20 protein-coding genes and 1 pseudogene are annotated in these 25630 nt (G+C 33.9%); 7 read left to right on the top strand and 14 right to left on the bottom strand.

The window, feature by feature from the left end; translation table 11 throughout:
- Positions 1 to 199: 199 nt before the first annotated feature.
- The 6 genes and pseudogenes from ACNJYY_RS16445 to ACNJYY_RS16470 form a co-directional block, all read right to left on the bottom strand.
- Positions 200 to 804: pseudogene (locus ACNJYY_RS16445) on the bottom strand (recombinase family protein).
- A 277-nt stretch (positions 805 to 1081) separates the two neighbouring features.
- On the bottom strand, positions 1082 to 1243 hold the full coding sequence (locus tag ACNJYY_RS16450; RefSeq protein WP_416729338.1) for a hypothetical protein: 162 nt from the start codon (positions 1241 to 1243) through the stop codon (positions 1082 to 1084).
- A gap of 20 nt (positions 1244 to 1263) precedes the next feature.
- The gene (locus tag ACNJYY_RS16455) at positions 1264 to 2391 is read right to left on the bottom strand and encodes a tyrosine-type recombinase/integrase (protein ID WP_416729339.1); all 1128 of its coding nucleotides are present in this window, start codon (positions 2389 to 2391) and stop codon (positions 1264 to 1266) included.
- 338 nt (positions 2392 to 2729) lie between these two features.
- Entirely contained in the window at positions 2730 to 3494 is a 765-nt protein-coding gene (locus tag ACNJYY_RS16460; protein ID WP_416729340.1) for a tyrosine-type recombinase/integrase, read from the bottom strand.
- Between the two features lie 223 nt (positions 3495 to 3717).
- Positions 3718 to 4794, bottom strand: coding sequence for a tyrosine-type recombinase/integrase (locus tag ACNJYY_RS16465; RefSeq protein ID WP_416729341.1), 1077 nt, complete (start codon positions 4792 to 4794; stop codon positions 3718 to 3720).
- 4 nt (positions 4795 to 4798) lie between these two features.
- On the bottom strand, positions 4799 to 6115 hold the full coding sequence (locus ACNJYY_RS16470; RefSeq protein ID WP_416729342.1) for a tyrosine-type recombinase/integrase: 1317 nt from the start codon (positions 6113 to 6115) through the stop codon (positions 4799 to 4801).
- Positions 6116 to 6573: 458 nt separating this feature from the next.
- Between ACNJYY_RS16470 and ACNJYY_RS16475 the strand changes: the two genes are divergently transcribed.
- The 3 genes from ACNJYY_RS16475 (at position 6574) to ACNJYY_RS16485 (ending at position 7804) form a co-directional block, all read left to right on the top strand.
- Positions 6574 to 7413, top strand: a complete 840-nt coding sequence (locus ACNJYY_RS16475) for a hypothetical protein (RefSeq protein ID WP_416729343.1) — start codon at positions 6574 to 6576, stop codon at positions 7411 to 7413.
- A 68-nt stretch (positions 7414 to 7481) separates the two neighbouring features.
- The gene (locus tag ACNJYY_RS16480; protein WP_416729344.1) at positions 7482 to 7616 is read left to right on the top strand and encodes a hypothetical protein; all 135 of its coding nucleotides are present in this window, start codon (positions 7482 to 7484) and stop codon (positions 7614 to 7616) included.
- Positions 7613 to 7804: a helix-turn-helix domain-containing protein gene (locus ACNJYY_RS16485; protein WP_416729345.1), complete on the top strand. Its 192-nt coding sequence runs from the start codon at positions 7613 to 7615 to the stop codon at positions 7802 to 7804. The genes ACNJYY_RS16480 and ACNJYY_RS16485 overlap by 4 nt, the downstream gene beginning before the upstream one ends.
- Before the next feature lie 164 nt (positions 7805 to 7968).
- Here ACNJYY_RS16485 and ACNJYY_RS16490 read toward each other — a convergent pair whose 3' ends face one another.
- On the bottom strand, positions 7969 to 8163 hold the full coding sequence (locus ACNJYY_RS16490) for a hypothetical protein (protein ID WP_416729346.1): 195 nt from the start codon (positions 8161 to 8163) through the stop codon (positions 7969 to 7971).
- A gap of 179 nt (positions 8164 to 8342) precedes the next feature.
- On the opposite strand from ACNJYY_RS16490, the gene ACNJYY_RS16495 reads away from it, so the two are divergent.
- Positions 8343 to 9218: a hypothetical protein gene (locus ACNJYY_RS16495; protein ID WP_416729347.1), complete on the top strand. Its 876-nt coding sequence runs from the start codon at positions 8343 to 8345 to the stop codon at positions 9216 to 9218.
- A 429-nt stretch (positions 9219 to 9647) separates the two neighbouring features.
- Here ACNJYY_RS16495 and ACNJYY_RS16500 read toward each other — a convergent pair whose 3' ends face one another.
- The 6 genes from ACNJYY_RS16500 to ACNJYY_RS16525 all read right to left on the bottom strand — a co-directional run bounded on the left by ACNJYY_RS16500 (position 9648) and on the right by ACNJYY_RS16525 (position 21322).
- A complete protein-coding gene (locus ACNJYY_RS16500; protein ID WP_416729348.1) occupies positions 9648 to 10172 on the bottom strand; it encodes a hypothetical protein in 525 nt (174 codons plus the stop codon).
- 2 nt (positions 10173 to 10174) lie between these two features.
- Positions 10175 to 16177, bottom strand: coding sequence for a DNRLRE domain-containing protein (locus ACNJYY_RS16505; protein WP_416729349.1), 6003 nt, complete (start codon positions 16175 to 16177; stop codon positions 10175 to 10177).
- A gap of 981 nt (positions 16178 to 17158) precedes the next feature.
- Positions 17159 to 18673, bottom strand: a complete 1515-nt coding sequence (locus ACNJYY_RS16510; protein ID WP_416729350.1) for a glycosyl hydrolase family 18 protein — start codon at positions 18671 to 18673, stop codon at positions 17159 to 17161.
- A 390-nt stretch (positions 18674 to 19063) separates the two neighbouring features.
- Positions 19064 to 19519: a YndM family protein gene (locus tag ACNJYY_RS16515; RefSeq protein WP_416729351.1), complete on the bottom strand. Its 456-nt coding sequence runs from the start codon at positions 19517 to 19519 to the stop codon at positions 19064 to 19066.
- Positions 19520 to 19607: 88 nt separating this feature from the next.
- A complete protein-coding gene (locus ACNJYY_RS16520) occupies positions 19608 to 21206 on the bottom strand; it encodes a sodium:solute symporter family protein (RefSeq protein ID WP_416729352.1) in 1599 nt (532 codons plus the stop codon).
- Positions 21203 to 21322, bottom strand: a complete 120-nt coding sequence (locus ACNJYY_RS16525) for a symporter small accessory protein (RefSeq protein ID WP_370630121.1) — start codon at positions 21320 to 21322, stop codon at positions 21203 to 21205. The genes ACNJYY_RS16520 and ACNJYY_RS16525 overlap by 4 nt, the downstream gene beginning before the upstream one ends.
- A gap of 268 nt (positions 21323 to 21590) precedes the next feature.
- Here ACNJYY_RS16525 and ACNJYY_RS16530 point away from each other — a divergent pair, with 268 nt between their 5' ends.
- Positions 21591 to 22364, top strand: coding sequence for a hypothetical protein (locus ACNJYY_RS16530; protein WP_416729353.1), 774 nt, complete (start codon positions 21591 to 21593; stop codon positions 22362 to 22364).
- A gap of 33 nt (positions 22365 to 22397) precedes the next feature.
- On the opposite strand, the gene ACNJYY_RS16535 is transcribed toward ACNJYY_RS16530, so the two are convergent.
- On the bottom strand, positions 22398 to 22811 hold the full coding sequence (locus ACNJYY_RS16535; RefSeq protein WP_416729354.1) for a hypothetical protein: 414 nt from the start codon (positions 22809 to 22811) through the stop codon (positions 22398 to 22400).
- A 171-nt stretch (positions 22812 to 22982) separates the two neighbouring features.
- Here ACNJYY_RS16535 and ACNJYY_RS16540 point away from each other — a divergent pair, with 171 nt between their 5' ends.
- A complete protein-coding gene (locus ACNJYY_RS16540; RefSeq protein WP_416729355.1) occupies positions 22983 to 24305 on the top strand; it encodes an alkaline phosphatase family protein in 1323 nt (440 codons plus the stop codon).
- A gap of 19 nt (positions 24306 to 24324) precedes the next feature.
- Positions 24325 to 25596, top strand: a complete 1272-nt coding sequence (locus tag ACNJYY_RS16545; protein WP_416729356.1) for an MFS transporter — start codon at positions 24325 to 24327, stop codon at positions 25594 to 25596.
- Positions 25597 to 25630: the final 34 nt, after the last annotated feature.

Consider the following 25630-nt stretch of genomic DNA (forward strand, 5'->3'; position numbering starts at 1 on the left):
TAATTAATGAACAGTTTTGTAACGTGCCTAAAAGATGAATAAACCATGTCAAGATTCCCGTTTCAATTTTCGATTCAAATTCAATTGGTACCTTGCAAACTAATAAGTTTTCAATATGCTAAGTTTAAGTTTCAAGGGTTTCTGTTCACTTGATATTTGACATATTTATACTGATTAAAATATTTTCCACATTAATTGATTATCTTTTTAAATCTTTTTCATGTTCTCTTATAAGTCTATAAAATGTGGTCTTTTTTAAACCTGCTTCTTCCATCGCTTTTACAGCTGTTAGTTCTCCTCTTTTCCACTTAGTGTATATTTGTATAAATTCCTTAGAAATTTGTATTCTTGGCCTACCGAAAGCCACTCCTCTTTGCAAGGCACTATCAATTCCTTCACGCTGCCTTTTTCGGGTTCTTTCTTCTTCAGCCATCCATGATAGTATTTGTAAAACTAAATCTGCAATAAATGTTCCTAGACTATCTTTATACTGAGACGTATCCAGCAATGGCATATCCAGAACCACAATATCAGCTTGGATGTTTTTTGTGATGTCATTCCATTCATATAAGATTTCTTCTTTGTTTCTACCGAACCGATCTAATGAATGTATATACAAAATATCTCCCTTGCGCAGAATTCTTTTAACAATTGATATTGGTCACGCTGAAAATCACGGCCACTTTGTTTATCGATAAAAATATCACGGTCATCGATTTCTAAATCTTTCATAGAAACTAGTTGTCGTCCCTCATGTTGATCTTTACTACTCACTCGAATGTATCCAAATCTCCGAATCACAATATATCCTCCTTCGTCGATTAGTGTCACATTATCTATATTTTACCAAAATGTTCATTTAAGTTGTAAGAAAAAAGAGAACGTTCATAAAATTAATTTACATATATACGTACATTAAAATCACTTACTATTAACATGGTAATCTTTCGTTCGCAAAAGTGTAGTTTCACAGACAAATAAGCCTTCTTTTCTATTATGAAAAGAAGGCTTATTTTCAAATACTTTATTGTGAAACCTGAAATCATTGATGTCGAATGCACGCTTAACAATGAGACAATCGCTATTTGTTAAATTTATTTGCATCTTTTAACAATTCATCTAATATCGTAAGATTTTTAATAACTGAAGATCTGTATTTATCTGTAGAAGATCTATTATCTTTTGTCCGTTTAATTAGCGTAGTTGTTTTATCAATTTTATAATTTTCAATTTCTTTATTCATATAGTCACCGCCTAGCCATTTCAAAAATTGTTGAAAAAAGATTCCTCTAACCTTAGTGCAGCTTCTTCTTGGATATCATCTGTAACATGAGAATACAAATCAAGAGTTATTCCTACGCGACTATGTCCAAGTCTTTCTGAAACAACCTTAGGATTTTCTCCATTTTTCAGTAATAAAGTTGCATGTGTATGCCTCAAATCATGAAAAGATATTTTAATTAAATCTGCCTTTTTAGTTAGCCTACTAAACTCACGAAGAAGATTCCTAGGATCTTTAAAGTTCCCGTTAAGTGAAGTAAACACTAAATCATTGTCTGTATAATCTTCACCTAGTTTTTCTTTAAAATTGTTTTGTTTTACTTGATGCTGTCTAAGAACATCAATTATATAAGGTGATAATGAAATTTGCCTCCTAGATTTACTCGTTTTTACATCTTTTAAAAATAGGCCTTTTTCACTTGTAAATGCTAAACTTCTTGTTACATATATCTTTTTTAGATCAAAATCTATATCCTGCCATTTAAGACCAAGAATTTCCCCCCGTCTCATTCCTGTAAAGATCGCTATAATATAGATGGTTGCCTCATCACTTAATTTAGCAGTATCTATAAATTTTTTAATATCGTTTTTAGACCATGTGTTTCTTTCTTTAATTTTCTCTTTTGGCGGCGTGGCATTAACTGCTGGATTAAATTTCAGCAAACTCCATTTAATTGCCTGTTCAAATGCTCTTCTCAAAAGTGAGTGTAATTCACGTATCGTCTTAGCAGCATAACCCTCTTCTAGCTTTTCACTATAAAAGCAATCTAATTGATAGGTTGTTATGCTGCTAATGACTTGTTTATTAAAATAAGGAATCAAATGACCTTTAATTAAACACCAGCTTATATCGGCCGTAGTTTCAGCTACGTTTCTTTTATAATAAGTATTAAACCAACGTTCTATGAAGACCGAAAATTCTTCATTACTAGGCTGGAGATAAGTTCCTTGGTTGACCTCATTAATAGCATTAACAAGATATTCTTGGGCTTCTTTTTTCGTTTTAAAACCACCTTTAGCTTTTTGAATCCTCTTCCCACTATTTAAACCTCTACCAACATCGAAGCGAATCATGTAAGTACTGCCCTTTTTGATGATTGAACCTTTCACCAATATTACCTCCATTCACCAACCTTTCTACAGTGTTTCCGATGTTAGATAGAATATTCTAATTTTATATATAAATTTATTTTTATTTTTAAAAACTAGCTTATTCTTCCTATATTAAATACCTGCTAGAATTACTTATAGATTCATCTCATGTTATCAATTCCTTTTAAGTTCATTGATAGTGAAGTAAGACCATGACTTTGTCATAAAAAATTGTACAAAGACAAAGAAAAAAGACTCCCTGATTGCCAGAAAGCCAATTAATTAAATTAATTTGTTACCTTTAGTTCGGGATTAAACTGATACTTAGTGATGAAAACCATTTTTTAAGTCGCAATTCATAATACCTTTTTACCCCGCTTTTTTAAATGTTTATAAACTTCCTTATTCACTTGTAATTCCATTCCTATATTCCGAATGTAGTTTTGGTCTATATAAGTTTTAGTAGACTGAATCTTTTTATGACCAAGTAGTTGTTGAATCACTAATATTTCTGCGCCACTTTCTGCCATTATTGTTGCAAACGAGTGTCGTAAATTATGAAGGGTTAAAAAAGGTAACTTAGCATCATTTAAAAAATATTCAAATACTCTTTGTAACTCTTGAAGGTTCATTTTCTGACCATCTTTATTAATTAAATAGTCATCATTTTTCAAATCAAACCTCTCGATATATCTCTGAAGTATTTGTCCAAATCCCTCCCTTAAAATTATATATTTACTAGATTTATTTTTTGTATGCTTTCTATATATTGTTTCATTAACAAAGTCGATGTCATATACCTTTGTATTTAATATTTCAGATGATCTGCAGCCTGTGCTAATTAGCAACAGGAAGAATAAAAGATCTCTTTCTAAATTCGAACTTTTGCTTAACAAACTCTGTAAAAACCTGAGTAAATCATGCCTAGTGGGGACATACTTGTCCTTTTTTTGAGGAGGTTGCTTATGATTTTCTATCTTAAAACACATCTCATCAGTTAGAACAGGAAAATCATATTTTCTATTGAGATAAAGAAAGAAACTTTGTAATGCGCGTCGAGTCTGGTGCAGCCAATGATAACTTTTATGAAGATTTGCATGAAAATACTGGTCAATTAGCACTGGGTCCAGCCTCGAAAAAAATAAAGTTTCCCCAACAAGACTTACTGTTTCATAAACCTTCTCTAAGTGAACTTCTTCAGAATTTTCTTCTGTTTCATTAGATAAATTAAGAATTCATATAGGCGTTTTTTATTATTCTCTTTATATAGATTGCTATAAGAAGAATGTGTAATGTAAGACTCAATTTCTTTTTTGAAATTTCTCAACCCTCTTAACCTCCCTGTTAAATCAGATCATTAAGAAGTTCTTCGAATGGAAATGGATAGTGCTTCATAACTTCTTCTTTTAAATCTTGTGGAATGAGCTGCGTGTAAATAGATGTAGTTTTAGGGTCATCATGACCCATCATTTGCATCAAATGATGTTTCTTTATTCCGGATTTCAAACACATAACTGCAAACGTATGACGAAAAGAGTGAACAGTGAAATCCAATCCCAAATCTACGGAATCAAACAAATCGCGGACTAACTTTTGAACACTTCTTTCCAATACCTTTTTCTCCCTTACCAGCCCTTCATCTTGGCAAAAAAGGTATCCTTTTAAATCCGGGCTCCATTTGTGGACACCACTCAATTTCAAATAATGCAATACAGTAGTTTTTACTTCTTTGAATATAGGAATGTACCGATCTTTATTACCTTTTCCTTTCCGGATAAAGATCAGATCTTCATGAACATTAAAATCACTCACTCTTATATTTGTAAGTTCACTTACTCTGCAGCCAGTACCTAATAAAAACATAAGCATAGCTCTTTTACGATAACCATATGTTTTTTGCAAAGCACCTTTAAGAACATTTTCAATTTGATCCTCATTTAAATATCTGGGCAATGTACTTACAGAGGTTAGAGAAAATTTATAACGCAGGTCCTTTTCTAAATACCCTTTCTCTAAAGCGAATTTATATAAATTGCGAATAATAGCCATATATTTATTTACAGTATTTATTGATAGTTTAGCCTCTTTTCTTGGAGAACTTTTTTCCAATATAGTGAGAATTATTTCTTCATTTAATTGATAAATCTTTAAATGGGGGTGATTTTCAATCACAAATGTTTTAACCCGATTTAAAAAATTTAAATAAGTTACTAAAGTGGTAGTAGTTCTCTTATTTGATTCTCCAAGCCGGTTTAGATTGTTAATATATTCATCAAGGATTTGAACAAAAGACACCTGTTGATGAGGACTGGGAATATAATTCTTCTTTTTTTCAACTATTTCCCGGAGTTCTTCAATAGAGATACCTAACTCTGCTACTAATGACTTGTAATCTATATTTGTTTGTTTTTTTATTGTCATTATTTTACCTCATTCCCATTAGTGGACTTTTATCTAAGGTATTGGTTAATAGCCGCTTTTTAGATCGACTTACATAATAGTTGGTAGACTTCCAATCCTTATGCCCGATTACCTTAGAAACGCGCTGAAAATTGTGTTCATCTAATGCATTTGTAATAAAAGTATGGCGAAACGCTAATGCTGGATAGAGAGATTCACCGAATGCGTTTTTATTAGCATTATAAAAAACGATATTAATACCACTTGGGGTGAGTTGACCACCTCTATGTCCCACAAATAAATGATTCGTTTTGGGCTTATATTCATTCCTACAATCAAGGTAATCTCTAATGACCTCCATCACTTCATGACTAATTTTCACTTTTCGTCTTTCCGTTTTGTCACAATGGAGAGAAAGGGTCTTTTCCACCATGTCAACATCATTTATAGTCAAGTTCGATACTTCAATTGGTCTACATCCCGTATCTAAAATAATTAAGAAGACCGACAAATCTCGTGTAACATGTAGGGAGGATTCATATATAGCGTTTATTAACTCAATCATTCTTTCTTTTGGTACATAATCATTTCTACGTTGTGCTCTTCCGCGCAAACCAAGAGGAATGGTGTATCTTTTGCTGACTAAGGATCGACTTATTAAAAATTTGACAAACAGTTGCACCGCTCTAAGATAGCATGTAGCAGTACTCAATCGGATTTCTTCCATAGAAATCCGCGACGATAGCATTTTTTCATATTTACCGATTTGTTCCCATAATAATTCTTCTTTATTTTCCTCATAGAATACATTTATGGATACACCATTCTTCATTAAAAATTGGTGGAAGTTCATAAGTTTTGTCTTATTCTTCGATGAATCAGAGTACTCCTCTTTTTTTAGAAATAATTGAAATTCTATTATGATTTCTGGTGGTGTAATTTTTCTTGATGCATGAGTATGACTTCTTTGACCTTTCTTAGTTGAATTAGACTTTATGTCTCGTATTTTGAGATACTGCTTAAAATTGGCATCAAGATAGATGATTTTCTTTCCAACTAAGTAAACCAAATACCGTTTTATCATTCCCTTTTTCTCGTTCACAAGTGATGATGAATACCCTTTATAAGCATACAAACTACCTAAGTAATCTATATACTTTTGATAATCTTGCAAAGTTACTTCATTCCACTCTTTTCCTAAAAAAAAAGAAAAGTCCATTATCGTATATTCATACTTTTTTTTCGTATTTTGGTAATAGATATTCTGACGAAAAAGAAAATCAGCGATTTGAGCTTTATCTTTACTTAAAGTCTTTAATTCCACTTCTTGCTTTAATAACATCTAATCTTTTACCTCCTTTAAATTTGCAAATTCTGGTATAATCTATTTAACAAAAACGTTGTTTGGATCAACCAAATAATGGCGGCGAACTAATTAACTCTGCGGAGCAAAAAAAAAATGCCTGGTAACATTGTTACCAGACATTTCCATAAATATTCGTGGAATCCCATTTCTACGAATATTTTCTTTATCCTACTAAAGGATACGGTAACATATTTTCCGAATTTTGGATACGATTTTTTTGTTAATTTTTGAAAGGAGTGTGGGAATGAATGATAATAGCTAATATTTATAATGAATCTTTTTATCCATTAAAGTTAAGTAAAGCCATATATCAACCCAGTCTTACATTAATTCATATCGTATCCTTTAAAGGGAAAAATCAAAAGAAGAGACTTTTATAAGTCTCTCATAGAGAAACTTCCATACATGACAGTAAACTTATCTTGGTGATACATATGAAGGAACCAAGATCTGCTTTTTTAGATTTTATAAAAGGGGAAATCTCAGAAGAAACCTTTTTTTCAAAGAAGACAGATAGTGCAGGAAGACTGTCTTTTGATTTAGAGGAGTTAGATTTACTAAAAATAGATATGGTCCTGTTTAGAAAATTTTTGCTCGCTCTTTCATTAGAAGGGCGGATGAGGATTCTTTTACACAGTCAGCTTCTCGGTATGACAAACGAGAGCTTAACAGATAAATATGGAATTCCGAAAGACCGGTTGAGAGTTCTTAAAGGACAGCATAAGACAAAAGAAAAATATAAAGGTGAAATAAGATCTATAATTAAAAATGATTTACCTAATGATTTATATGGAGCTCTAGCTATTTTCACACGATTACCTGTGACTTGGATTCGAGAAAGAAATCCTAAGCCTACCTGGTCCATCGATCATTTTGAAAATGTCGCTGATTGTTTATCGTTAGAAGAATTTCTTGTTTATTTAAATGAAACAGAGGAGAAAGCTTTAAAACCTAAGAAAGAGAAACATAGAAAGACGAATAATCAGTGGATATATGATATTAGAGGAGTCATCCTTAGATTGGACAACACCCATAAAATTTACCTAAGAGTTACAATATATGAATTAGGTGGATTTATTATTGAGGTATTTAGCGAGAACAATGTATTATATGATTTCAAAATTCTCAAAGAAAATTTAATGTGTTTTAGACCAACTCAAACCGGTTATTTTAAAACAATCATAAAAGAACGATTTAATCCTGTTATTGTTTGCAAAAGCCGTTCAAAAATAGTAAATACACCAATTGAATTAAAATCGCTTATCACCTTATAGACTTTTTAAAGTCTAACATTATACTAGTCTCTAATTATGTTCAACCTCCTAAAAAGGAGGTTTTTCTTATGGATAAAGAAGCTAATTCAAGCCAGCATAATTTAGAAAATCTAAAAAGAAAGCAAGCAATTGAACTGCTAGAAAATTGGAAGGAAAAACTGAAAGAAAAAAACAATAATAATGAAAAAAAGTGTACAAAATGATCGTTAAAGAACAGGAAGAAAATTATCCATTGGTTCTAACAGCCAAAGATATTAGCCAGATCCTAAAAATTTCAAAACCAACTGCATATGAGTTGATGAATCAAACAGATTTTCCATTACTCAAAATTGGTAGATGCAAAAGAGTATTCCGGTTTGAATTCTTTAACTGGCTAAGAAATCGAGTTTAATATCTAATCCTTTTTATAATATCAGTGTTAAATACTATTTTAAAAACAAATTGAAAAGCACTAAAATCAGTGCTTTTCAATTTTTTATCTTCAGCAAATGCAAACAAGTATATTAGATATTGAGGAAGCTATTTCCTTAAATGTAGAAATTAAAAAAGAACACTCTATTTAAGTATTCTTTTACCATCTTGATTTAAATATACAGTTCTAAATACATCTTCAATTCTTTTTACCTTCTGATGATCTGTCGTATGTTCTTCTGTAAGGGCAGCAAACGTTCCAAGAATAAAAGATTTCGATTCTTCATTGGTCATTTTATTATGAACATAGTTAGAAAATATTCTATGGATAAAATGCATGTATCCTCCTATTAATTAAACACTTTGTTAAGAGTGCTCATTTAATTACTTTTTTCACAATAAAAACTTTAGTTTTTTTACTAGGAATAGAATAGGAAAATCGTTCATTTTTGTGAAGAAAAGTCTCCATTTTATTTAAGACCTTATAATGAACATCGTTTGTTTTATGAAAATGACTTGTGTCTTCACATAGAACTATAGAGGTTTATAGATATTCGGTAGTAGGTGAAATAGAGATTTCCAAAGAACAAAAACAAAAAGCGATTAACATGTTAAAGGAATACAAAGTTTCTCCAACACTAATTGAAGAAAAAGAATTAAATAACTCGTATGAGGTTGCTCGTTCAATCAAAACACTTAAACAGGAAAAAAGTAATGCTGTAAATGCTGCTTCAGTAGTTCGACACTGGATTAATAATGATCCTGGAGTTGAGTTCGTCTATAGTACATTCATTCCTACACCGGAAGTTAAAATGGATGTACCCGGATCACCTTATGATTTATTTAAAGGTGATGACAGAGGATTTGACCAATATAATGTACCATGGAAAACTTATAGAACAAGAACATGGACAAGAGTTTCATTCTTACCAGCAGGAGGAAGTGTAGTTCGATTTTTTGCACATGCCAATCCAACTACAGGTAGAAACGAAGTAACAAAAAAATGGAAAACAGAACCTAATAGTCAAAAGAATATGTATTTAACATCAAAATATGAAGGAACTGATCGTGCCTCATTTTTAATTAATCATAATGCAAAAAATGAGATGCATGATGTAGCTGGTTTTTCCGCACCTGGAATCACATATCAAGTAAATGGAGATGTATATAGAAACGGATACTTCGAGATTTCTGGCTATCATGATAGAGCACCAAATCATGAAATTTCTTTTACAAAGGTACCGGGAGAAACACATATTATGGACAAAAAAGTACAATATAGTACACTACAACGTCTCCATAGAAGTGGTATTAACGGTTATACAGTAGAGTTTTTAACTTATTTAAGTGGAATTGCACAAGTACAATTTCATGAAAGCGGTTATTGGAATTAGAAGGTTTGGTCTGAAGAAGAGCTTATCATGCTCAGCTTGTTGAAAAAAGTGCTATTTTTAAAGATACTAAATATGTATTAATTTCAACAAAAGGTTTTAACATACTTAGCATATTTTGGCTAAGTATGTTAGGACCTTTTTAATGTTCTGACAGCGAGTCGAATATTGCTCTTTTTAGTATTTTTTGAACTAGGAAATTATATTTATATTTTAGGAATCCTAGGCTTACCCTTATTATTCGTTACACTCCAATTAAATGTATTTTTTGGTCGAAGAATCCCCATTATCTGGAGCATACATATTCCTTAATTCCTATATATAATTTAGAAACTGGATATCTAAGTGTTACTCTGTTTTTATTTAAAGTAATTGAATTTAAAGAGGAGAGACCTTGTACTATTAGGTCTCTCCTCTTTTCATATTAAAAGGCTAATTACTAAAATCTTCTACATACAAATTGTATTGCTCAATTTCATGAAATATAGGTTCAAGAGGTCTTGATGTGTGTACACTCATTAAATAATCGTATCCAATAAAGACTTTTAGTTTCCTTGGATAAAAAACTTTTGCTCCTATATCCTCTCTTAGCATTAAAGATAAAAGAAGTTTGCAGTTATCCTGCCTTACTTCATTAATATTTTTAATATCCAGATAAAAATCAATAATATCTTTTGTATATAATGGTTTATAATCAGCAATTAAATCAAAGAACATATCTTTAGAAAAACTTTGAATTGCGTCTTCTATTTTTAAATAAGGCGTCTTCATGTAACTCATTATTAACTGGATTGCGCTAATATAATTTTCCTCTGTTTCTTTATATTGTTCCATCGTTAGCTCTTTGCCATTAAATGATTTTCCTAAATCACTAATTCCTGTCCAATCATTTTCTAGGTATATCCCTTCATTATCTCTAAATACCGGATTATATTTTGTTATTCGATATTTATACATATTTAGTCTCCTATTCTTTTTAAGTTTTTATCATAAGTGCCTAGTCTGGACTTTTTACTATTAAGAGCATCAGGTGATTTAGCCATTTTCCAAACTCCACCATTATGAGGGGGGCTTCCATCACCACTGCCAATATCTTGACTTATATAAGTTTTATTTTTCTTTTTATAAAAGATTTTTTGATTATTTTTAGTATAGGAACTGGTAGGAGTATATCCTAATTTCCTCGCTGCTTCTGTGGCTTCTTTGGTGCTCATTTTTTTCCATGACGATTTCTTACTCTTGGTTTTTTTTGCTCCACCATTACCACCAACTTTCGGTGATGCGTAACTTGCTCCACCTCCACCTCTTTGTATTACTCCGTGTCCAAATCCATCATTTTGTTGTGCATAACCATTGTGATCTGAAAACATAACCGGATTATTGTGGGTATACGAATATAAATTTAAACTTAATGGTTCACTAACTTCACCTAGATAAGAATCTCTCGTTAAAAATCTTCCGATTTCAGGATTGTAATACCTTGACATAAGATAGTAATTTTTTGTTTCCTCATCGTGTCTATAACCTGAATAACGATACGGGTTACTCTCCGCTATTTCTCCTGATAGAGAAACAATATTACCCCAGGCATCATATTCGTATTCAGCTACAATATTGCCACTAGTATCTGTTAAAGCAGTTATATCTTTATGACCATTAAAATGATAATAATAGATTTGCCCTTCTTTAATCATGGTTACAGGGTTTCCTATTGCGTCCCACGTATACTCTACTAATAAATTACCCATTTCATCTGTTTCATAAATCACTTTGTTACCATTGTAGAAGTAATTAGTTGTACCTTCTGATGTTTTTTTGCTAAAACGTCTTCCTTCATGATCATAAGTATATTTAGCTATACTCGTTCCTAACAGATTTTTCACTTCTATTAACTGATTTTCCCCATCGTAAACATAAATATGATTATCATCTTTAGTTAAATTTCCATTAGAATCATATTGATTATTTTTTCCGTTTACTGAGATTAGTTGGTTGGCAGCATCATACTGGAATGAAAAAGTATTGATGCTACCATTTTTACTCTCAGTTTTCTTTGTTCGATTACCTACTTCATCATACTCATAAATTATTTCTGTACCATCTAGGAGTACTTCTTTAACTAATTGATTTAAAGAGTCATATACGTAGGTAATAGTTCCTTTATTGGTATTAAAAGAAATGATATTCCCGTTTTGGTCATATTTATAATTATAAGTATTTATTATGGAGCCATCTTGATGAATGTTGGTTATAGTACTTAATTGATTAGGCTCATTATAAGAGAAATCTGTACTAGTTCCGTTACTTCGAGTGATCTTCTTTTCATTGGATCTTTCATCATAAAAGTAACTTGCTTGCAGACTTTCATTAAAGTAGATATCACTTAAAAGAGATAACTTGTTTTTGGTGTTATACATATACTCTGTCAATGAGTTTAAAGTCCCTATCCTACTATTGAGAGAGATTAAATTATCATTTAAATCATAATTAAGTGATGTAGAATTTAATCCTTTTACTTCGCTAACTAAACGATTACTATCATCATAAATGTATTTTGAATCGTGTGTAGAATTAAGGATAACAGTGGTTAAATTTCCATTGTTATCGTATTCATAATTCCATTTTAGAGTATCTACTTCTTTAAATGTTTGTCGGTTTAACATATCGTATCCATATTTCACTGAATTTCCATTGGGATAGGCTATGTTATTTAAATTACCAAATTTGTCATATTGATACTTAATGGTCTGATTTAATGGGTTTTTGTGATCTGTGATTAAATTAAATTCATTGTATTTATACTCAATAATATTTTTTCTTGCATCTAATACTTTTTGTATATTACCCATTGAATCATAAGTATACAAAGTTTCTTTCCCTTTAGCATCTGAAACTCGAATTAATTCTTTGTTACTATTGTAACTGAAGTAAGTGGTATTTCCGTTTCCATCCCTTACATTAGTCGGAGCACCTAACACATCATTATTTATTATAGTTGGTTGTTGTTCACTTTCAAGCCGGTCAGGTATTTTTTCACTAATGACATAGTTCCCTTTAGAATCATAGGTAAAGAAAGTGGTTTGACCTTTAGAATCTGTAATAGAAGTAAGGTTTCCATACTGATCGTATCCAAAAGATGTTTTATTTCCTTCTGGATCTAACGTCTCTACCAGTTCATTTTTTATATTATAAGTATTACTCGTAACATTTCCTAAACCGTCTTTCTCTGTCAAAACGTTATTAAACTCATCATAAGTATAGGATGTTATTTGTTCATTAGGCTCTTGGATGGTTAGAGTATTTCCTTCAGCATCATAGCTATATTTAGTAATTTTATCTTTTGGATCTTTTACCTCTTCTAATAAATTGTTTTCATATGTGTATTTAGTTAATAATTTTAAACCTGTAACATCTTCAATTGTATGAACGTCATTGCCTTTAGTATTAAAGTAATGCTCTGTGACACTTAAGTTCGGATTAACAACTGACAATTTATGCAAATTCGGCGTGTAATTGACAGTAGTTGTTGATCCTAATACATCTTTAACTGATTTTACCTTATCACCTTCATATATAATATGAGTCTCTACAGGTTTCTCAGCTGTATGCGTAGGTTCTTGGATACTTTTTAGGACATTGTTATCATAAATGTATTTTGTACGAGCCTTTTCTGAATCTTGATATTCAGTTAATAAATCTCCGATATAGGTATAAGTAAAAGTTCGCCCCTCAGGATCTTTTATAGTATTGATTCTTCCTGCAGGATCATAAGAAACAATTGTAGTTCTACCACTTGCATCTTGAATGCTAGTTAACTGATTAGATATATTGTAACTAAAAACCACTTTGTTATTATGAGAATCGGTTATTTCTTTAATCCTTCCGTTTGTTCCAAACATGTACGATGTCTGCTCTTTATCTTTTAAATAAAAGAATCCACTAGTAGAATCTTTTGTTAATATTTCATATCTGCCAGGTGGTCTTTGATACCCACCATTTTTATAATCTTTGATATATTGATGATTGGAACCATCCTCATCCGTAATGATTACATTTCCTTGTGGGTTTTCTTTAACAGAAAAATCTAAGTTAGATGTCCATCCTTTTCCAAAAGCACCACTTACTTCAGACTGACTGTTAAAAGTCCTAGAAACATGTACAGATGGCCCTCTACCCTCAATACTTAAGTCTGATTCTTGAATCACTAAGTTACCAAATATATTAACAGACCCTTTAGGAACAGAAACTGCCATCAAATGATTCTCGACACCTAAATAATCATTTTGTTTAGGTAGGTTTGGCGTAAATGCAGTTGATGAATAAGGTGATTCACCCACATCATTATATGCACTAATGCGGAACCAAAAATTTGTACTTGTCGTGTACGTGCCACCGGAATTAATGTAAGTTTGTCTTGGATCAATGGGTAAATCAGTACCTACACTATTTTTAGGTGTTGTGTGCAACTGAAACTTACCTTCTTGAATTTCTTTATCACTTGGCCAGATATCTTGATCCTTGGTAGACCATGAGTTTACGTCACCAACATCAATTGCCTCGTAACTTTTTCCATTAAAGATCCAAATTTTATAACCCGTTGCATTGACTACCTTATCCCATTTTAATTCAACATAGCCCTTTTTAGGATCATTAAAGTTATTATATGCTTCTCCTATTGGACTTTTAGGTGTAGTAGGAATAGTAGTGGCAGGAATAGTAGGCATATAAGCTTCAGATACAGCACTCTCAGGATGTCCATCATTGCTATATGCTTTAACCCTAAACCAATAGTTGGTTCTGCCTTCATATCCACTCGCTGCATTTTTATATACTGGGGCAGGATCAATAGCTAGTTCAGTACCCTTTCCTTTAGTGCCCTTCTCTTCTGTATTTAGTTCAAATAAACCTTGTTGAATCTGTGCTTCAGTCGGCCAAACTGCTTTATTTTGTGTCGTCCAAGTCGTCTGGTTAGCTGAAACGTCATCTACTACCTGATACGTTTTTCCATTGAACATTAAGATTTTGTATCCATCTGCTTCAGTAGTAGGTGTCCATTGAAGGTTAACATATCCTGAATTACCATTTACCGCATTAGCATAGGCTTTCCCTGTTGGTAATTTTGGAGTTTCCATCGGCATATATGGAACGGCAGCACCTGATTGCGGACTGTCACCGCCAGGGTAAATCGCTACAATGCGAATGGCATAATTTTTTCTAGAAGCATAGGTGCCCCCATCTAAGGCAGCGACCTGATAGACAGGATTCGGATTAAACGCAAATTCTGTTCCATCTTTTTTAGCAATTCTTAAACCATAAGCGCCACTTTCATACTGAGCTTTAGTCGGCCATAGTTTCTGTCCCTTTGTGGACCACGTGGAAACATCGCCGACGTTAATCGCCTCGTAAGCTTTTCCGTTAAAAATTAATACTTTGTATCCTGTAGCACCAGGAACTTTGGTCCAGTTGATGTTCAGATATCCTGTCCCAGAACCTGTACCATTTGAATGAGCAGTCGCAGTTGGAGCAGGTGGAGCATTATAATGGTAAGTTACTGCTAAGAAAGGTTTATTCGTCGAATTGTCTGACGAGACTACCTTTTTCCAGTATGCTTGTGTGTTTCCATTAGTGTGCAGTTTAAATCCATTGTTCGTTTTTGTTCCTGCTGCCCATGCTTTAACAGTATTGAGAACATTAAATTCTCCCCATTGTTCACGCATAACATCAATCTTACCGATATTGACTGATGAAGGTTTGTTATTCCAAGTAAGACCTGTTTCAGTCCAACTACCCGAAACTTCATCTAGCCATAGACCATTTGGTGTTGTTGCATAATAAGAATGGGTAACAAAGACCTTTAGTTTAGCATCATCAATCACTGCATTCTTAATCTTAGCAATATCTTGTTTAAGGAAAGCATAGTTGGTACCCGTATTGCCATCGTAATAACCTACTTTTAGTACGTATTGGTTCTGACTTGAGTCCCATTTCTGTGTAGGTGTTCCATAGTTTGTTGTTGGATATGCACTCATGACAAATGCATCTGCACTTGTAGCAAGTGACGTAGTTGGATCGATATAGACCGGGTATTCCCGAGCCGGATCTTTAAGCCATTCTTCGTCAGCTGTAACTGTTAAAATGTATCCATTTTCATTTTCTCGTTCGAACGAATAACTCACGTTCTCTGATCGCACTGCTTCAGCTGATAAAGGGTCAATATTAGAATCCGTCATGAACGGTTTTGGAAGTGAGAAAACAGTTTTGGTTTCGCCACTCTTATGAAAAGTAATGGAACCATCTGCTTGTTCTTTTGCTTCTAAACCTGTACTTAATCTGAATTTAAAGGAATTAAATCCTTTGTAAGAATTTAAGATAATATCTTCTTTAACATTCTGATCAAATGTAAAGTTTCTCAGATCAGCGTCTGGGAAAATATTTCTGTGGAGAATCTTATTATCTTCAAATGTCGGCTTAACGTCTTTAACTGAACTCTTCTCACCATTACCTGAAGCTTCAAGAATAGAAAAAGTAATAGCATCTGTCCCTCTTTTAAACGTCGCATATTCACCATTTTTCATTTCTTGATTAAACACAGATTGTAATAATGTGTGTTCTGTTTCAATGACAGGCTCATTGCCCACGGTAGTCGTGTGAAGTTCAGGAGAGATTTCTTCCCATTCTTCTCCATCTTTTCGATGTACCGGTTCAAAGTAAATGTTTTTAGTGAACGTTCCGTCACCATTATCAAAAACTTTTGTGTTATCTGTCCGTTCTTCAACAATCTCTTCTATTTTAGGTTGAGCATTGTCATCTACTTTAGGATCTGTACTTTTTTCTGAATTTGTTTCGTTATTCGTAAGAACTGATTCACCTGTTTCAGCCTTAGAATCAATAGGAATAGAAGTAAAAACGAGTAGAAAAATAATGAACCAAACAATACCGTTATAAAAATTCCCCTGTTTCATGTAACTCTCCCTTTAAACATATTTGGTATATCAGGAAAATTTTAATAGAAATGCAGGGATAATGAAATAGCCTAATAGACCTAAGTGGAAATAGATTTGTACCTTGTTATCCCACTTAATTCAGAAAAAAAGGTGGAGTCAAAGGATACTCAACTCATGAAATCTCAATTAAAAGAGAAAAGATAGGAACAACATCTTTTTACAGCAAAATAACAATTGAAAAATGCGAAAATTACCACCAAAAATATAACGCAGTGATCTATTTATATTTAAATCGAACGTAAATTCATATATATGATTTCCAAAGGGGTGATTAAAAAATGAGATACGTTATTATGTCTACAGTAAAGAGTCTTACGAATTTTATATCGAAACGTAATGGTAATGGATTTTAAAAGAGCAAGGCAAATTACATTTACTATAGATGAGGTTGAAGGAGATGAAATGGAAGACGATCTAAAGGAATACATGAGAGATCAATTGGAAAAAGTCGCTACAGGATACTGGGATTATAAAAGTTCGCATTAAAGGAGCATGGCCCATTAATCTAAGAGCACCAATCTGAAGTTTACTTTTGTTTATTATTTTTTTAGGTTAATTCAAATAAATTGCAGTGCACAAAATGGTGCACAGACATAATTTATTCTTTTGGTTTAGATTGACTGAAATATATCTAAATTTCTAAAAAAACCTTATAAAGCAAGACTTATTTTATCGTAGTTAATTTGAATTAACTCAGTTTTATTTCAAGATTTCCTCTGGCAGCCAAAAGGTCAGCGGTTCGATCCCGCTAGTCTCCACCATACATAAACCTTCAAAACCCTTGATGTATCAAGGGTTTTTCTTTGCTTTATCAATACTAATATAAAAATATCAAACTGGTCAAAATATGCATTGTTGAATATCTTAATATTAAATTGAGAGAATAATAAAAGGACGTGCAAAACTATTTCTAGTTAGCACATCCATTATTAACTATGTTTATCTGTAAGAATCAAAGATCGCCCAAACATCTTGTGTTTCTGAACCGATATACCATGCTGCAGCCCCACGTAAATGATACTGGTTCACATAATTCATCCGATGTTGTATAGAAGTTTTATCCTCGACCCAAATCTGATGCTTCTCGCCATTTTCAGTGTATTCCACATAGTTTTGAGAAGTTTTTGAATCCCAAGTCTTTTGAAGTCCTTTGGCTGCAATAATCGCCTCGACCTCTTTCATCGTGCGATCATAACTCCTCACCTTGTTAGTAGACAAATTCGTAACCCATTCCCGTGTATAGAAAGGAATACCTAGGATGATCTTATGTGAGGGAACATCTCTCATCAATAATTCAATCCCGTCTCGTAGCCAAGGAAGCGATGCAACCGATCCAGCAACTGGACTACCGCCCCAATGCTCATCATAGCCCATTAGTACAATATAATCAGCTACTTTTCCAAGTTCTCGGCGATCGAAACTTCCAGACCAGAATGGATCTTCGTTCTCTCGAGTTACATCTACTGACACAAGAATTCCATAAGGTTGTAGTGCCGCTTTAAGCTCTCTGATGAATTGTACATAATCGGATTTGTTCTTAATGTCCATATTCTCGAAATCAACATTAATCCCATCACTTCCGTTCTGTCGTAGCGAGTCTCTCAGTGAAGTGACTAATTTTTGTCTCTTTTGTGCATCACTGAGAACAGAATCGGTCAGAACCGGATCAAACTTGTTTCCGAACAGCGGCCATACTTGTTTGCCTTCTGCATGTGCAGATTGAACAAGACGTGAATCTGCTGAGTTAGTTACTACAGAATCAGCATTGTTTAAAGTATACCAACGCGGAGAAACTACGTTTAGGTTTGGCTGTTTATTTTGTTGAATTAACGAATCTGTCGTCCCATTGTAGTTCCAGCCTAAAAGGATTCGTTTTTGAGTTTTTACTACAATCTTAGATCTTTGTATAAAACCTTTTTTGCCTTCTAACAACTGAATCTGATAGTAATAATCAGGAATCTTAATTTTTTGACCTATATACAAAGATGTAGATTTTAAATTATTCAACTTAACTAAATCGTTTACCGTTACTGCATACTTCGTAGCAATTTTCCATAACGTATCTTTAGCTATTACAGAATGGATCGTATACTTTTGGGGTATTTTAATTTTCTGCCCAATCTTTAAATTTGTTGAAGTTAATCTGTTTTCTTTTTGTAATTCACTTATTGAAACACCGTATTGATTTGCAAGGATCCATAACGTATTTCCTGAAACTACTGTATGAATAATAGGAGTTGTGGAATCTCCTATAGCAGAACCAACAATCGGATACTCTTCACCCTTTTTTAACACTGATATAACTTGAGAACTTGATTTTGATGTATTATAAACATTCGCTTTGTTCACAGTCACTGAGCTTATGGAAAGTGTATTATTTCCTGCTGCTTCAACAGTAATTGGAACAATTGAAAACAAGCTAAATAAAGAAATGATGGCTATTAATCGTTTCACTGATATCCCCCTGTAATAGTTCTGTAACCTTTGTAACTTTACTACATAATATCAAAAGGAAGATAGCGGTAAATTGTGGTATGAAACGTTAGAAAAATTAGAATCGTAGGACATCTCAATATAGAACATATCATTAAAATTATGGGGATGATGATAGGTGGAGTGTTTTTAATCCCGAGTATAATCATGTACTTATTCATAATCCTATTTCGCCGAGAAAACAAAAAAGAGTTGCTTAACAACTCTTTAAATAGTTAATATCCTTGGCATATGTTCTGCAAATTGCGATACAATCCACCATACATAAATTTTTAATCACTGAGAATGGTTCTAGGGATTTTTCAGACACAAAAAAGTATCATGCTAATACATCATGATACTTTCATCGTTCTATTCTTCTCTATTTTTATTCCTCGGGTCTTGTTCTTCAGCAAATTCCGTTGCATAACGAAATCCTGGTCTAAACCTTCTTTGCTGCCTCCCGTTTCTCTCTTTATTTTTTGAAGGCATGTGCTTTAATAAGTATTGATGCACAAAAACTTCTGTAGCGGTGATAATCCCCGCTGCGATTACACTTCCCCACGCGATCTGCATGTATCCGTTCAACAGGATCGATCCGAAAATCCAAACCACTAGATACGCTAAAATAAATTCTGCCATCAACGTGTTGTTCTTACCTATTCTCGGCAACAAAATGCGGTCCGCTACAATGTATGTGATTGCAGTTGTTGTAACCGCAAAAGAAACGACATCACTGATCGAAGCGTCAAAGAACAGATCGAGTCCGATCCAAAATGCGATCAGGCACACAAGAAATTTCATAATAATGACTTTTACTTGATCCATGTAAAAAACCTCCTTTATCTGTTCCTAGTTTGCAACAAATAATGGAGGTTCATACTTCTTCTATTTAATTGAATTTACATATGAGACTTTATTCCGGTACAGCAGGTATCATTGGTTCTTTTTCTTTTTTCTGTGTAAAGCTTGTTCTTTTATCGAGTAAGCTAACGATTATGAATACGGCTGAAGATAAAGGTAAAGCGTAGAATAGAGGATCGATGTGTGTCCATGGATAAGGAAATAGTGCTGCTTTTCCAAACCATGCTTGTGATAACCCGATAGCAGCAGATTCTTTAAGGTGTATGAATAAGAAACCGATGATACTTACAGTAAATCCGACGATCATACTTGCTGTAGCTGCGGTCTTCGTAGCTCTTTTCCAATATAGTGCTCCAATCAGAGCTGGCATGAATCCTGCTGCGCATATGCCAAACCAAAAAGCCGTTGCTTGAGCGATGATTCCAGCTGGTAGTATATAAGCTAAAATGACTGCAGCGATCACACCGATAAGCACCCCAATTCTAGAAGGGTTAAGCTTAGATCCAAAAAGGGATTTTACACCGAGTGTCTTTAAAATATCTTGGCCAAAAGCCGTTGCTTGAACATGAATAAGAGAACTAATTGTAGAGATGGTGGCAGATAATAAAGTGAGTGTAAACAGATAGATAAACCATTCAGGCATGATTTGGTTTATGAAGATAGGGATGATAAGATCGACGTTTCCTTTTGCGGCTGTTAATGCGATCTCACCCGTTTTTTCATAAAAATAAAGATTGCTTAACGGGCCGATCACAAAAGCTGCACCTGTCATAAAAAAGATAAAAACACCACCGACTAATACAGAACGATAAAGTGCTCGATCATCTTTTACAGTCATGCATCTCATCGCGAGTTGAGGCTGCGCTAACACTCCTATTCCAACACCCATGATTATGGTACTAACAATGGTCCACCACAGTGGAGATCCGAATTCAGGCATACTTGTCCAGCCTTGATGACCTTGATCGACAAGAGCTTGAGGCACAAGATCCTTCATTGCGGTTAATCCATTATGCCCCTCCATAATGCCTCCTACTGCTTGGTAGGTGACAAATAAGAAGATAGCCATCCCGATCAACATGACAACCGCACCAAACGCATCGGTATACATGACGGCCTTAATTCCACCTGTTACTACATAAATCCCAATGATTGCAGCTAGCAGAATAAGAGCGAGATTAAAGTTCATGGAAAGTGATTCTTGAAGAAATCTTCCTCCTCCGATCAAAACGATACTCGTATAGGCTGGCATTAAAATAAAAATCATAGCTCCTGAAAAAACTGTGATAAATTTTGAATCATATCTTTTTCCTAGCAATGTAGGAAACGTTGTAGCGTTTAGATCTAGTGACAACTTTCTAATCTTGGTTCCAAAAATCGCAAATGCGACAAATATTCCTAGTACGATGTTAAGAAAGGCTAGCCATAACAAGCTAAATCCATGAGCTGCTGAAACGCCACCGAAACCAACAATGGCCGATGTACTTATAAAAGTAGCTCCGTAAGACAATGCCATGATCGCAGGGTGGATATTTCGCCCTCCTACTAAATAATCTGATTCTGTTACAGTCTTTTTATATCCATAATAAGCAAGCCATGACATGATACCCATATATACGATAAGAATTGGGATAAGGACTGCAAAATTCATTTTGAGTCATCGCCTCCCCTGTTCCACATGAATCCACCAAATACAACACATCCTAATGCCGAAACAACAGTAGCCACCCATACAAATGCGATAAGTCCATCTTCCATTCCCAGCATAAGCATAACTCCTCCAATGCAATAAATGTGAAAACAAATTACTTTGAATGCGCTTTCATAATTATGTAAAATATATTACTTGCTTATTTCCTCCTAATACCGACGTATGTAATGACTTCTTTTTATCCATAGAATCCCCTTTAAAGTTCCTAATTTTTTCTAGAAAAAATCATTTTGTAACATCTATGAAATATTTATGTAATATTAGTGAAACCATAACAGCACTTCTCTCGTCTAATAAATATCAAGACATTGAGGAGGATTTAAATTGAAATTCAAAAAACGTACGGTAATCTTCACAGCAACAGCATTACTAACAATCGGGGTATTAAATAATAACGATTTTGAAAGCAAAGTAAGAGCAACAGAACAAAATGCTCCTCTTAAACATGAAGCAGTTACTTCTGAACGATCAAATGAGGTTCTGAAACATAAAAAAAATGATGTCGAAGAAAATGAACAACTGGCAGCAGCTTCGAAAGTGCACGTTCCTGTTCAATCTCAAATTGATAAAACAGTTCAAAATCCAGTTAAAAAAGAAAATGTAAAACAGCCACAGATTTCCGAAAAGCCTAAAGAAAATAAAATTGAAACAACAAAACCTGCACCAAAGCCTGCTGTTCAGCCTCAAACAAAAAATGTGGAGGAAAAACCTAAACAAGAAGAGCAAACACAAGCGAAGTTTCCGGAAACTAAAATCATCGACGGTTACACATACGTGAGCTTAATGGATGACACACATGAGAACTTAAAACATCTCGTAGCCATCGCAAAGAAACATGATGCTGCTCTTTATGCGATTGAGAATAGTGATTGTTTTTTGATGTTTGATAATTCTACCGATCAATTGATTATGGGCTTTAGTACGGGTATCAATACGGTTTCAATCGAAAACGTTGAAGTTCTATACGATATGCATCCCACGATTAAAGATCAAATTCAAGAAGTCATTAAAACGGGAGAACCTATTCAAGTCAAGGAGGGCGAAAATCAAGGCTACTATATTTCAAAAGTTGATGGAAAGATTAGAGTATCGTTTTAGCGACACAAAAAAAGCCCTACGTAGGGGCTTTTTTTATTTTTTCTTTATCTCTTTTAAAGCGACTACTTTCAACGCCATCAGCTCATCATCCGTAACTTTTTCGAGCAGCTTCTCATATACCGCTAGCTTTTCATCTTCGTTCAAGCCTTTACTTACTTTTTCTCTGATTCCTGCTAACTCTTGAACCGAGTATCTTTCAGATATTAATTGAACAGCATCATCTTTTGTAGTAAATGGCAACTTCTGCTTTGGAGGTTTTCCTGTTTCTATGTACTTTCTAATCTCTGGATCTTCTAGAAGTTTTGTGATCTCATCTTCATTGGACTTTAATTCTTTTGTAATTTCAATCATTGCTTTTTCGGAAGCGTAATCCATCGTGAAGACATACAATATAACTCCGGTTGTGATAAAAAACATCAATACAACACCTAACCACCATTTGATCATTTCATCACCCGCTATTTAATGAGATAATTCATTCATAACACAACTTACAAAGTTTGGAAAGGAAATGATATGATTTTTTATAATTCATACACAGACTTTACACGCGATATATTCCCTTATGCTATCATTTAATTTAGAATGGTTAATCTTAGCAACTTTTGGAGGAGTGTTATGTTCCGTCTAACCAATCATTTAGTTGTCATCTCTTTTGACTGTCTTTCATCCCTTGATTTTCCTTTATTAGAGCAACTTCCGCATTTTAAGGAATTTTTAAATCGAGGCTCCCATTGCAAAAAAGTAGAGACAATCTATCCTTCTGTAACGTATCCCTGTCATACCTCGATTGTTACAGGAAGGTACCCAAAAAACCATGGAATCGTAAATAACACGTTAACACAGCCGGGCAAAGCTTCGCCTGATTGGTATTGGCACAGAAAACATATTAAAGGAACTACTTTATATGATGAAGCTAAAAAAGCAGGTATGACTACTGGTGCACTCCTATGGCCAGTCACTGCAAGAGCGAACATCGATTACAACATGCCTGAGATCTTTGCGAACCGTAAGTGGCACCATCAGATTCCTGTTTCTCTCTTAAACGGAAGTAAAAGATACCAACTTGATTTGAACCTTCGTTTCGGACATTTGCGTAGTGGTTTGAACCAGCCTGAGCTTGATGATTTTGTTTTAGAGTCCACAATACATACGATTAAGAATAAAAAACCTCAGCTATTGCTTGTACATTTTGTGGATTTGGATTCACAGAGACACTACCATGGCTTTTCTTCTGATGAAGCAATGGATGCAATAAAGAGACATGACAACAGACTCGGTAGAATTGTCGAATCCTTAAAGGAAGCCGGAATCTATGAAGAAACGACGATCGCCGTATTAGGAGATCATAGCGCACTCGATGAGAACAAAGCTATTAAACTGAATGTGTTATTAAAAGAACAACAAATCATAGACACTGATTCTAAAGGGGTTATACGAAATTGGAAAGCCTATTGCAAAAGTTGTGATGGATCAGCATATATTTACCTTAAGGATTCATCTGATATACAAACAAAGGAGGTAGTGAAAAAACTGCTTAACCACTTATTGGTTGATGAAAGAAATGGTATTGAAAAAATCTACAGTCAAGAAGAAGCAGCTGCCACAGGTGCTGATGATTGTTGTGCGTTTATGGTAGAAGCCAGATGCGGCTTTTATTTTAACGAAGATCATGAAGGCTCTTTTCTGAATGAAATTACTGATCAAGATGTGAGAAGAAAGCGTTATACACATGCGTGTCATGGGTATTCCCCTGAAAAAGAAGATTACACAACTATTCTGTTATTAGCAGGTAAAGGGATAAAAAGAAATGTCGTTGTTCCTTCCATGCATTTAATCGATGAAGGACCAACATTTGCTAAGCTATTAGGTCTAGATTTAGGAAAAACGGATGGTAAAGTCGTGCAAGATTTTTTTAACCAGCTAGATTTTAATTTTTAGTAGAGAGAGGACAAAACCTATGAAACGGTTTACAAAAGAAGAGAATAGCTGGATGTATTATGATTGGGCAAACTCAGCGTATTCGATTATTATCTCAACAGCTGTATTTCCTTTGTTCTTTAAAGCAGCTGCAACAAATGCAGGAGTCAGTTCATCAGATTCAACCGCTTATTTGGGGTATACCATCGCGATCGCCACGTTTATATTAGCGATGCTTAGCCCTGTTTTAGGTACAATTGCAGATTATAAAGGTTTAAAGAAACGATTCTTCACTTTCTTTTTTGCACTTGGTCTTATTTCTACCGCATCATTAGCTTTTATTCCAAGTGATCAATGGCTATTATTATTAATTTTTTATACACTAACTGCAATCGGCTCTAGCGGATCTAATGTCTTTTATGATGCTTTTATAACCGATGTAACAACGAAAGAAAGAATGAACAGAGTGTCATCTAGAGGTTTTGGATTAGGATATATCGGAAGTACGATTCCATTTTTGATCAGTATCGCAATTATCGTGTTGGCACAAAATGAAGTTCTGCCAATTTCAACTACTTTAGCTAGCAAGATTGCCTTTTTAATCACTGCCATTTGGTGGGGAATTTTTACGATTCCTATACTAAAGAACGTTTATCAGAAGTACGGCATCGAACGAGAGCCGAAACCTCTTATCAACAGCTTTAAACGTTTAGGTAAAACAATGAAAGAAATACGAAAGTATCGTGCTTTGTTTTTATTTCTGCTTGCTTATTTCTTTTATATCGATGGCGTTGGAACCATCATAACGATGTCCACTGCTTACGGTTCAGATCTTGGAATCAGTTCTACTAATCTTTTAATCATCCTTTTTGTCACACAAGTGGTCGCTGCTCCTTTTGCCATTTTATACGGAAGGTTAGCAGAGAGATTTACTGGCAAGAAGATGCTTTATGTCGGAATTGTGGTCTACATCATCGTTTGTATTTATGCATATTTCTTAAAAACAACCATGGATTTCTGGATTTTAGCCATGCTTGTTGCTACGTCTCAAGGTGGCATTCAAGCGTTAAGCCGTGCCTATTTTGCTAAACTGGTTCCGAAAGAAAACTCGAACGAATTCTTTGGCTTTTATAATATTTTCGGAAAGTTCGCTTCCATTATGGGTCCGTTGTTAATTGCTGTAACCGCTCAAGTGACTGGAAACTCTGCTAGTGCCGTGTTCAGCCTTGTCGTTCTGTTCATCATTGGAATTACGATTCTTATGTTTGTTCCAGAACCGAAAGTAGATTCCTCTCATACGATCAGTGCATAGAAAAAAACTGCTCTCTAGGGTTCAGAGAGCAGTT

The organism is Fictibacillus tiangongensis, from assembly GCF_048083785.1.
In the GTDB taxonomy this organism is placed as follows: Bacteria; Bacillota; Bacilli; order Bacillales; family Fictibacillaceae; genus Fictibacillus.

Excerpts from the sequence above, each read along its gene's own strand:
- ACNJYY_RS16500 (WP_416729348.1), bottom strand. The coding sequence starts at position 10,172 with ATGTATAAATATCGAATAACAAAATATAATCCGGTATTTAGAGATAAT.
- ACNJYY_RS16470 (WP_416729342.1), bottom strand. The coding sequence starts at position 6,115 with ATGTTATTAAAGCAAGAAGTGGAATTAAAGACTTTAAGTAAAGATAAA.
- ACNJYY_RS16515 (WP_416729351.1), bottom strand. The coding sequence starts at position 19,519 with ATGGATCAAGTAAAAGTCATTATTATGAAATTTCTTGTGTGCCTGATC.
- ACNJYY_RS16480 (WP_416729344.1), top strand. The coding sequence starts at position 7,482 with ATGGATAAAGAAGCTAATTCAAGCCAGCATAATTTAGAAAATCTAAAA.
- ACNJYY_RS16465 (WP_416729341.1), bottom strand. The coding sequence starts at position 4,794 with ATGACAATAAAAAAACAAACAAATATAGATTACAAGTCATTAGTAGCA.
- ACNJYY_RS16540 (WP_416729355.1), top strand. The coding sequence starts at position 22,983 with ATGTTCCGTCTAACCAATCATTTAGTTGTCATCTCTTTTGACTGTCTT.
- ACNJYY_RS16525 (WP_370630121.1), bottom strand. The coding sequence starts at position 21,322 with ATGCTGGGAATGGAAGATGGACTTATCGCATTTGTATGGGTGGCTACT.
- ACNJYY_RS16485 (WP_416729345.1), top strand. The coding sequence starts at position 7,613 with ATGATCGTTAAAGAACAGGAAGAAAATTATCCATTGGTTCTAACAGCC.
- ACNJYY_RS16490 (WP_416729346.1), bottom strand. The coding sequence starts at position 8,163 with ATGCATTTTATCCATAGAATATTTTCTAACTATGTTCATAATAAAATG.
- ACNJYY_RS16475 (WP_416729343.1), top strand. The coding sequence starts at position 6,574 with ATGAAGGAACCAAGATCTGCTTTTTTAGATTTTATAAAAGGGGAAATC.
- ACNJYY_RS16450 (WP_416729338.1), bottom strand. The coding sequence starts at position 1,243 with ATGAATAAAGAAATTGAAAATTATAAAATTGATAAAACAACTACGCTA.
- ACNJYY_RS16505 (WP_416729349.1), bottom strand. The coding sequence starts at position 16,177 with ATGAAACAGGGGAATTTTTATAACGGTATTGTTTGGTTCATTATTTTT.
- ACNJYY_RS16520 (WP_416729352.1), bottom strand. The coding sequence starts at position 21,206 with ATGAATTTTGCAGTCCTTATCCCAATTCTTATCGTATATATGGGTATC.
- ACNJYY_RS16535 (WP_416729354.1), bottom strand. The coding sequence starts at position 22,811 with ATGATCAAATGGTGGTTAGGTGTTGTATTGATGTTTTTTATCACAACC.
- ACNJYY_RS16545 (WP_416729356.1), top strand. The coding sequence starts at position 24,325 with ATGAAACGGTTTACAAAAGAAGAGAATAGCTGGATGTATTATGATTGG.